The sequence below is a fragment of the Epilithonimonas tenax DSM 16811 genome (genome assembly GCF_000428485.1).
GTDB lineage: Bacteria > Bacteroidota > Bacteroidia > Flavobacteriales > Weeksellaceae > Epilithonimonas > Epilithonimonas tenax.
On record NZ_AUAA01000071.1, the window covers coordinates 1 to 6594 of the forward strand.

A 6594-nucleotide genomic window follows, 5' to 3' on the forward strand; every position below is an offset into this window, starting at 1 on the left:
ATTTTATTCTGAATCCGTTTGTAAAATTTCATTTTCTATAAATATGAACATTTCGGATTGATTAGTTCCTTAGGAACGTTCTGTTAATAGAAAATGAGAGTTAATCTGCAAAAGAACTCCTTAGGAGTGACCTATTGGTATTGTTGATTTAGAGGTCGCTCCTACGGAGCTTTGATTGCTGGCATTGTCTATTTTCTATTAAAATAGGTTATCCCTACGGGATTTAATGGAAATAGGTCATATTTCTTAAAAGCCCTATTGTTTTCAAATTAAAAATTATTTAACATTCAGAATCCTTTTTCTGGTAAGGCGATGCCGCGTATTTTAAATTCCCTGAGGGGGTGGTTACGAACCGGGGTATACCTGGTTCGGAAATGGTTGCGGGTAGTTCTGCAAGTGGTTGCACCCGGTTCCGAAGTGCTGACGACCATTGATCTAACCAGTTGCTGACACTTATATAAGTTTTAAGGTATTTTTGCAACTGGATCAAGGCGGTTCTTAAGTGTTGATGACCGCTTGCACCAGTGTCTTTCCTTACTTATAAAAACTGTTGCAGATACTTGTATGGCCTGTACAAAACACTTTCGAAACAGCTAAAGCCGCTTGCTGAACTGCGAGTTGGTGATTCTGTATTTTTCAAGATCAATAGGAACATTTACAAGGAGCATATTCTTCTAAACATTGGGCTAAAGTCTGCTGTTATTAATCATATAATTTTCCCGATTAATTGATTAGTGAGACAAGCCTTATTTCTATATTTGCCGCCAATTATCTGAAAGGAAATATACTATGAAGAAAATAATTATGATGTTGTCGGTTTTGGCTTTGTCAATCAATGGATTTGGACAGAATAAGGAAAACGCAATCGATGAGGTCAATTTACAAGGTCGGTTTTTATCGATTCTTTATAATGAAGTGAATGAAAATGTGACGGTGATCACGAAACAACAGATTCAAAACAGTCCCGCGACAAGCATTGATGAATTGTTGCAGTTCTATTCTGGTTTGGATATCAAAAGGAGAGGTTCCAACGGTGTTCAGAGTGACATTACGATTCGCGGAAGTTCGTTTGAGCAGGTTTTGATTCTGATCAACGGAATTAGGATGAATGATTCGCAGACTGGTCATAATACTTTCAATCTTCCGTTTGATATCTCGGCGGTGGAAAGGGTAGAAATTATGAAAGGTTCGTCGGCAAAACTCTATGGACAGAATGTTTACGCTGGTGTTATCAACATTGTTACCAAATCCTCTTCAGACGAACAGGTGACTATAAAAGCGCAAGGCGGTGATTTCAAAACTTATGATTTGTCGGCTTCTGCAACGTTTGGTTCTGAAAAATTGACCAATCTATTTACCATTAGCAACGGTGCTTCCGACGGTTATCGATTCAATACAGATTATCAAATCAGAAACTTTTTTTATCAGAATAAATTAAAACTGAATGATGGAAGTCTGAGTTTGCAAGCTGGTTTTTCTGAAAAGAAATTTGGTGCGAATGGATTTTATGCGTCACCAGCGGCCATCAATCAATATGAGGAAGCGCAGGCTTCTGTGGTGAGTTTGCAGTATCAGCAGAGATTTGGGAAGTTGTCTTTCAATTCCAATGTTTACTGGAGAAGAGGGCAGGATATGTATCTTTTTATCCGTGAAAATCCGTCGTATTACAGAAATATGCACATCGGAAATAATGTGGGCGGAACGGTCAATGCGACGTACGAATCGTCACTTGGAACCACCGGAATTGGGGTGGATTACAGGAAAGAATATCTCGTAAGCAGCAATCTGGGTGACAGAGAACGGGATGTCACGCAGGTGTTTTTTGACCACCAGTTCAAATTCTTTAATCAGAAATTGGAAGTTAATCCTGGGGCGAGTTGGGCGAATTATTCAGGGCAGAATTTCTTTTATCCGGGAATGGATGTTGGTTTTATCATTAATCCCAATCATAAAGTTTTCGGAGCGGTTTCCAAAGGTTTCAGGATTCCCACGTTTACGGATTTGTATTACAAGAGTCCGGCGGAAATTGGAAATCCAAACCTGATTCCGGAATCTGCTGTTTCATCCGAAGTAGGTTACCGGTTCCAGAATGAGAAAATATTGGCGAAAGTCAGCGGTTTTATCCGCAATACGAACAACGGCATCGATTGGTTGAAAGAAACGCCAACTAGTCCCTGGAAAGCCGAAAACGTTGGAGAGATCCATCTTAAAGGTTTTGAAACAGAGTTCAAACAGCAGTTGTTTTCATTCCTGAATTACCGTTTGGGCTACACCTATCTGGACAATCAGTATAAAAATGAAGAGCTTTCCAGATACGCTTTGCAGAATTTGAGACATCAGTTTGTAGCGCAAGTGGATGTGAAGTTTTTGAAGTATTTCAGCAATCAGTTGATTTACAAATACTCGGAACGTGTGAATCTGGGTAGTTATAACATCCTTGATGAGCAAATCAATTTCCGATTCAAAGACCTTAATTTTTATGTCTTAGTCAATAACCTGACGAATGCGAAATATGTGGAAACGAACTTGGTTCCGATGCCTGGAAGATGGTTTCACGTAGGTTTCACTTATCATATTAAGATGAATTAATTTTAAACACAAAGGCACAAAGGTTCTGCACAAGGTTCACAAGTTTTCTTAGCGTAAAAATTCTTTGTGTTCTTTGTGAAAAACTTCGTGACTTTGTGGTTTTAAACTAAATTTGCAAAAATTTAAACAATGGCAGCTTACCTAGAATTCAATTTTAAAATAAAACCACTCCAACCCTGGAACGAAATATTGATGGCAGAACTGATAGAAATCGGTTTTGACAGCTTCACAGAAGAGTATGATGGCATCTTGGGCTATATCCAAAAAGACCTTTTTAAAGAAGAAGAGTTAAAAGAAATTTACCTTTTGCAAAACGAAGAAATCGAGATTTCTTACACTTATGAGGAAATGCCAAATATCAACTGGAATGAAGAATGGGAAAAGAATTTTTCACCCATCAATGTAGAAGATAAAGTCCTTATCAGAGCAGAATTCCACGACTCGGATCCGAATATGCATGAAATTGTGATTCAGCCGAAAATGTCTTTCGGAACCGGTCATCATCCTACGACGCACCTGATGATTCAGCAAATGTTGGATATGGATCTGGAACACAAAAAAGTGCTTGATATGGGTTGCGGAACATCGGTTTTGGCCATCTTCGCAAAACAGAAAGGAGCGGGCAGAACCGTTGCCATCGACATCGATGAATGGTCTGTGGAAAACTCCAAAGAAAATGCCGTAAGAAACAACGTAGAACTGGACATTGCGTTAGGAACGGCTGACAATCTTGGCAAAGAAAAATTCGAGATCATTTTGGCAAACATCAACAGGAATATTTTAATTTCTGACATTCCGACTTACGTTTCCGTATTGGAAGATGGCGGAAAACTACTGTTGTCCGGACTTTGCTTCTTTGATGTGGACGATATTTTGGAAGTCTGCACGGAACAAAATCTGACACTTGAGAAGAAAATCCAACGGGAAGAATGGGTTTCTCTGTTGTTGAGTACATAAATAATTTGGGCAGCTTTATCCGCCTTCCGTTCCCGCTTTTTTCTTTTTCATTACCTTCGGCTACGCTCAGGCAACGAAAAAGAAAAAGAGCTCCACTCAAGTCGGGCTGCGGGTTTAAACATACAATCAATTTTAGTCATAAAAAAACAAACCCTAGGAATTTTTTTTCGAGGGTTTGTTTTTAGAGAATGCAAGATTCAATACCATCGTTGTCCAATATACGGGTCACTCCTCTGGCGCTTAACTTCTAACAACAACTATTTGCTATTAACAGATTGCTCCTAACGGAGCTGACTTAATTAGTCCCATTGCGACTTGTTGTTAATAGAAAAAAACAAGCCCCGAAAAACAAAGCTCCAGCGGGGCGAACTGTGGATTTATCCTATAAACATTGTATTCGTCAATTTGTTTACAGTGTTTATCGAATAATAATGATTTGATATTGGTAATTATGTTCTCTCATCGCTAGATAAAATAGCGTATCCATAATTATCCGACCAACCAGATTTTAAAGGTAATAATTGTCTCGTGTGTGCTTCTCTCCACATCCCCACTTTTTCTAAAACGGTGAATGAACCAACATTATCGACTGCGCAACCAGCTTCAATCCTGTGCAACTTCAAGGTTTCGAAACCAAAATCAATTATTTTTCTTAGGCTTTCGGTTGCGTAGCCTTTGTTCCAAAATCTGTAATCGAATTGAAACCAAACTTCTGCATTCTTGTAATGTTCTTTTCCCAGATGCAATCCAATTAATCCGATGAATTTTTCTTCAGCAATCAATTCAACAGCCAATGTAAAATGTTTGATGTTCTCTTTATTGTTTTCAGCGGTCCACTTTTCAACATTCATTTTTGTTTCAGCAATGCTGCTTGGGATTCTGGCTGTATTAAATTTAGCAGTTTGTTCTAAAGATTGTAGTTCAAAAACCTTGTCAATATCGTTTTCAGAAATCGGTCTTAAATTTAATCTTTCAGTTTTTAAAATCATATTCGTCTTACTTCTGCGGATACTTCTGAATCAAAGCCTGCAAAATAGCCAAGGTCTCGGCATCCATCATTCCATTGTAATTCGTCGGGCGGAAATGAAACTGGAATGCTTCAATGGTTTGCTTCGTAGCCTTGTCCCAAATGCCATTCACGGTCAAAGCGTAACCAAATTGCGCCAGCTGCTGCTGAACTCTGGACACAAACTCCGGATTGTTGTATTGTAAGACTATATCGTTGGTTGTGAAGATTTGGTTCAGGAAAGTTTGTTTCGCCGTTTCATCATACCACATCCCGATCTGATATTCATCGTACAATCTCTTCCAAGGGAAAAGTGGACCTGGATCTTGTTTTCTCGTTGGTGCAATGTCAGAATGGGCCAAGACATTAGTTGGCGGAATATTATACCGTGTGACAATGTCTTTCACCAAAGCAGCCACTTTCTTGATCTGATCTTCCGGATATGGTGTGAAAACTCTGTAACCCGTAGAGTCTACCTTGTAGCCCATATTCACGATCTCTATTCCGATAGAAGTGTCATTCAGTTGTTGATCCTTTCTCCAAAAACTGATTCCAGCGTGGTAAGAGCGTTTGTTTTCGTCTACCAATTGATAGATTTCCTTGTCCGGTAAAGTATTCACAAGATAATGCGCGCTTACGGCCTGCTGAGTCAGGGTAGAAATAGATTTTTCATCATCTAATACAGTATAATGTAAAATCACATAGCGCTGGCGGAAATTCTGCCCCACAGAAGGGAAGTGGGTTTTTACCACTTTGAAGCCTGCCGGATTTGCACTCACGATAGAACCATAGCTTACCGTGTTGTCATTTTTGCTAATATCGGCGATATTGACTTTGTAATAATCGCCTTCATCATGTTTGATTTCCGGTTTTTTTATAGGAACTACGGGTTTTGCGGTTGTGACTTTTGTTGGAGTTTTACTTTTTACAGTGTTTTGTTGGGATCCGCAAGAAATGATTAATGACCCTAAGGTTATGATGTATAATGAATTACGCATTCGTGTTTATTTTGGGTTGTATTTAGTGATTCAAAAATATGAAAAAAAATAAATATATTTTTTTGGTAGTTAAATAAAAGTCTACTATATTTGCACTCGCAATAACGGGATAGAATATATCACTGAAACTGCAAGGAGAGTTGCCTGAGAGGCCGAAAGGACTTGTTTGCTAAACAAGCGAACTGGAAACGGTTCCAAGGGTTCGAATCCCTTACTCTCCGCAGCTAAAAAAGATGACTTATCGGGGCGTAGCGTAGTCCGGTCATCGCGCCTGGTTTGGGACCAGGAGGTCGCAGGTTCGAATCCTGCCGCCCCGACAGTTTTTAGTAATTTTCGTAAAAATTACAATGGGTGCGTAGCTCAGCTGGATAGAGCATCTGCCTTCTAAGCAGACGGTCTCAGGTTCGAATCCTGACGCGCTCACAAAAGAGAGATCATTCTTGGTCTCTTTTTTTTATTGGAAAGCTAGATGTTTATTGCTGTATTTGATAATAAATATTTTTAATTTAATTTACGGGGCGTAGCGTAGTCCGGTCATCGCGCCTGGTTTGGGACCAGGAGGTCGCAGGTTCGAATCCTGCCGCCCCGACAGTTTTTAGTGATTTTCGAAAAAATTACAAATGGGTGCGTAGCTCAGCTGGATAGAGCATCTGCCTTCTAAGCAGACGGTCTCAGGTTCGAATCCTGACGCGCTCACAAGAACTCACAATGTCAAGTTGTGAGTTTTTTTGTTTTTAGAAGCTTACAGGTTTGAATCCAGTCGAGGTCAGGGATCAATTCCAAAACTTGGGGGCTAGGCAAAAAGCTTAGACAACCTAAACAAGAAAAATGCTTTATCCCGCACACCTCTTAGTTGCAATCTGAAGTTTTTTATTTTAGCATTGAATGACTCGGCGGAAGCATTGGTACTTCTTCTCTCAAAATAATTGAGAATGTCTTTGTAATGGATCATTATGGTTTTCCTGAGTACTGAGAAAGATTTAAATCCTGATTCTTCCACTTCTTTAAACCAATGTGCTAACTTGAGCATTGCCACAGATTTTT

Annotated in this window: 5 protein-coding genes and 5 tRNA genes; 7 read left to right on the top strand and 3 right to left on the bottom strand. The window is 39.4% G+C overall.

Annotated features, from left to right (window positions below; all coding sequences use genetic code 11):
- The first annotated feature begins 789 nt into the window (after window positions 1–789).
- Entirely contained in the window at window positions 790–2589 is a 1800-nt protein-coding gene (locus F564_RS0117070; RefSeq protein WP_028123666.1) for a TonB-dependent receptor plug domain-containing protein, read from the top strand.
- Between the two features lie 129 nt (window positions 2590–2718).
- Complete coding sequence (prmA, locus tag F564_RS0117075; RefSeq protein WP_028123667.1) at window positions 2719–3546, top strand: 50S ribosomal protein L11 methyltransferase; 828 nt, start codon at window positions 2719–2721, stop codon at window positions 3544–3546.
- 449 nt (window positions 3547–3995) lie between these two features.
- Here the strand turns inward: prmA and F564_RS0117080 are convergent, their stop codons facing one another.
- Both F564_RS0117080 and F564_RS0117085 read right to left on the bottom strand, forming a co-directional pair.
- Window positions 3996–4535 carry a GNAT family N-acetyltransferase gene (locus F564_RS0117080; protein WP_034981918.1) on the bottom strand — a complete coding sequence of 180 codons (540 nt, stop codon included), beginning with the start codon at window positions 4533–4535 and terminating at the stop codon, window positions 3996–3998.
- Window positions 4536–4542: 7 nt separating this feature from the next.
- Window positions 4543–5550, bottom strand: a complete 1008-nt coding sequence (locus F564_RS0117085; RefSeq protein WP_028123669.1) for an N-acetylmuramoyl-L-alanine amidase — start codon at window positions 5548–5550, stop codon at window positions 4543–4545.
- Between the two features lie 134 nt (window positions 5551–5684).
- Between F564_RS0117085 and F564_RS0117090 the strand changes: the two genes are divergently transcribed.
- The 5 genes from F564_RS0117090 (at window position 5685) to F564_RS0117110 (ending at window position 6246) form a co-directional block, all read left to right on the top strand.
- Window positions 5685–5771 (top strand) — tRNA-Ser (locus F564_RS0117090).
- A gap of 21 nt (window positions 5772–5792) precedes the next feature.
- A tRNA-Pro gene (locus tag F564_RS0117095) sits at window positions 5793–5867 on the top strand.
- A gap of 32 nt (window positions 5868–5899) precedes the next feature.
- A tRNA-Arg gene (locus F564_RS0117100) sits at window positions 5900–5973 on the top strand.
- 91 nt (window positions 5974–6064) lie between these two features.
- Window positions 6065–6139: transfer RNA gene (locus F564_RS0117105), tRNA-Pro, on the top strand.
- 33 nt (window positions 6140–6172) lie between these two features.
- Window positions 6173–6246, top strand: a tRNA-Arg gene (locus F564_RS0117110).
- A 97-nt stretch (window positions 6247–6343) separates the two neighbouring features.
- Here the strand turns inward: F564_RS0117110 and F564_RS19605 are convergent.
- Window positions 6344–6594 (bottom strand): transposase (locus F564_RS19605; RefSeq protein WP_228373930.1); only part of this gene is annotated, 251 nt, incomplete at its 5' end.

Bases quoted from the DNA above. Each gene is read 5' to 3' on its own strand.
- F564_RS0117070 (WP_028123666.1), top strand. From the start codon at position 790: ATGAAGAAAATAATTATGATGTTGTCGGTTTTGGCTTTGTCAATCAAT.
- F564_RS0117080 (WP_034981918.1), bottom strand. From the start codon at position 4,535: ATGATTTTAAAAACTGAAAGATTAAATTTAAGACCGATTTCTGAAAAC.
- prmA (WP_028123667.1), top strand. From the start codon at position 2,719: ATGGCAGCTTACCTAGAATTCAATTTTAAAATAAAACCACTCCAACCC.
- F564_RS0117085 (WP_028123669.1), bottom strand. From the start codon at position 5,550: ATGCGTAATTCATTATACATCATAACCTTAGGGTCATTAATCATTTCT.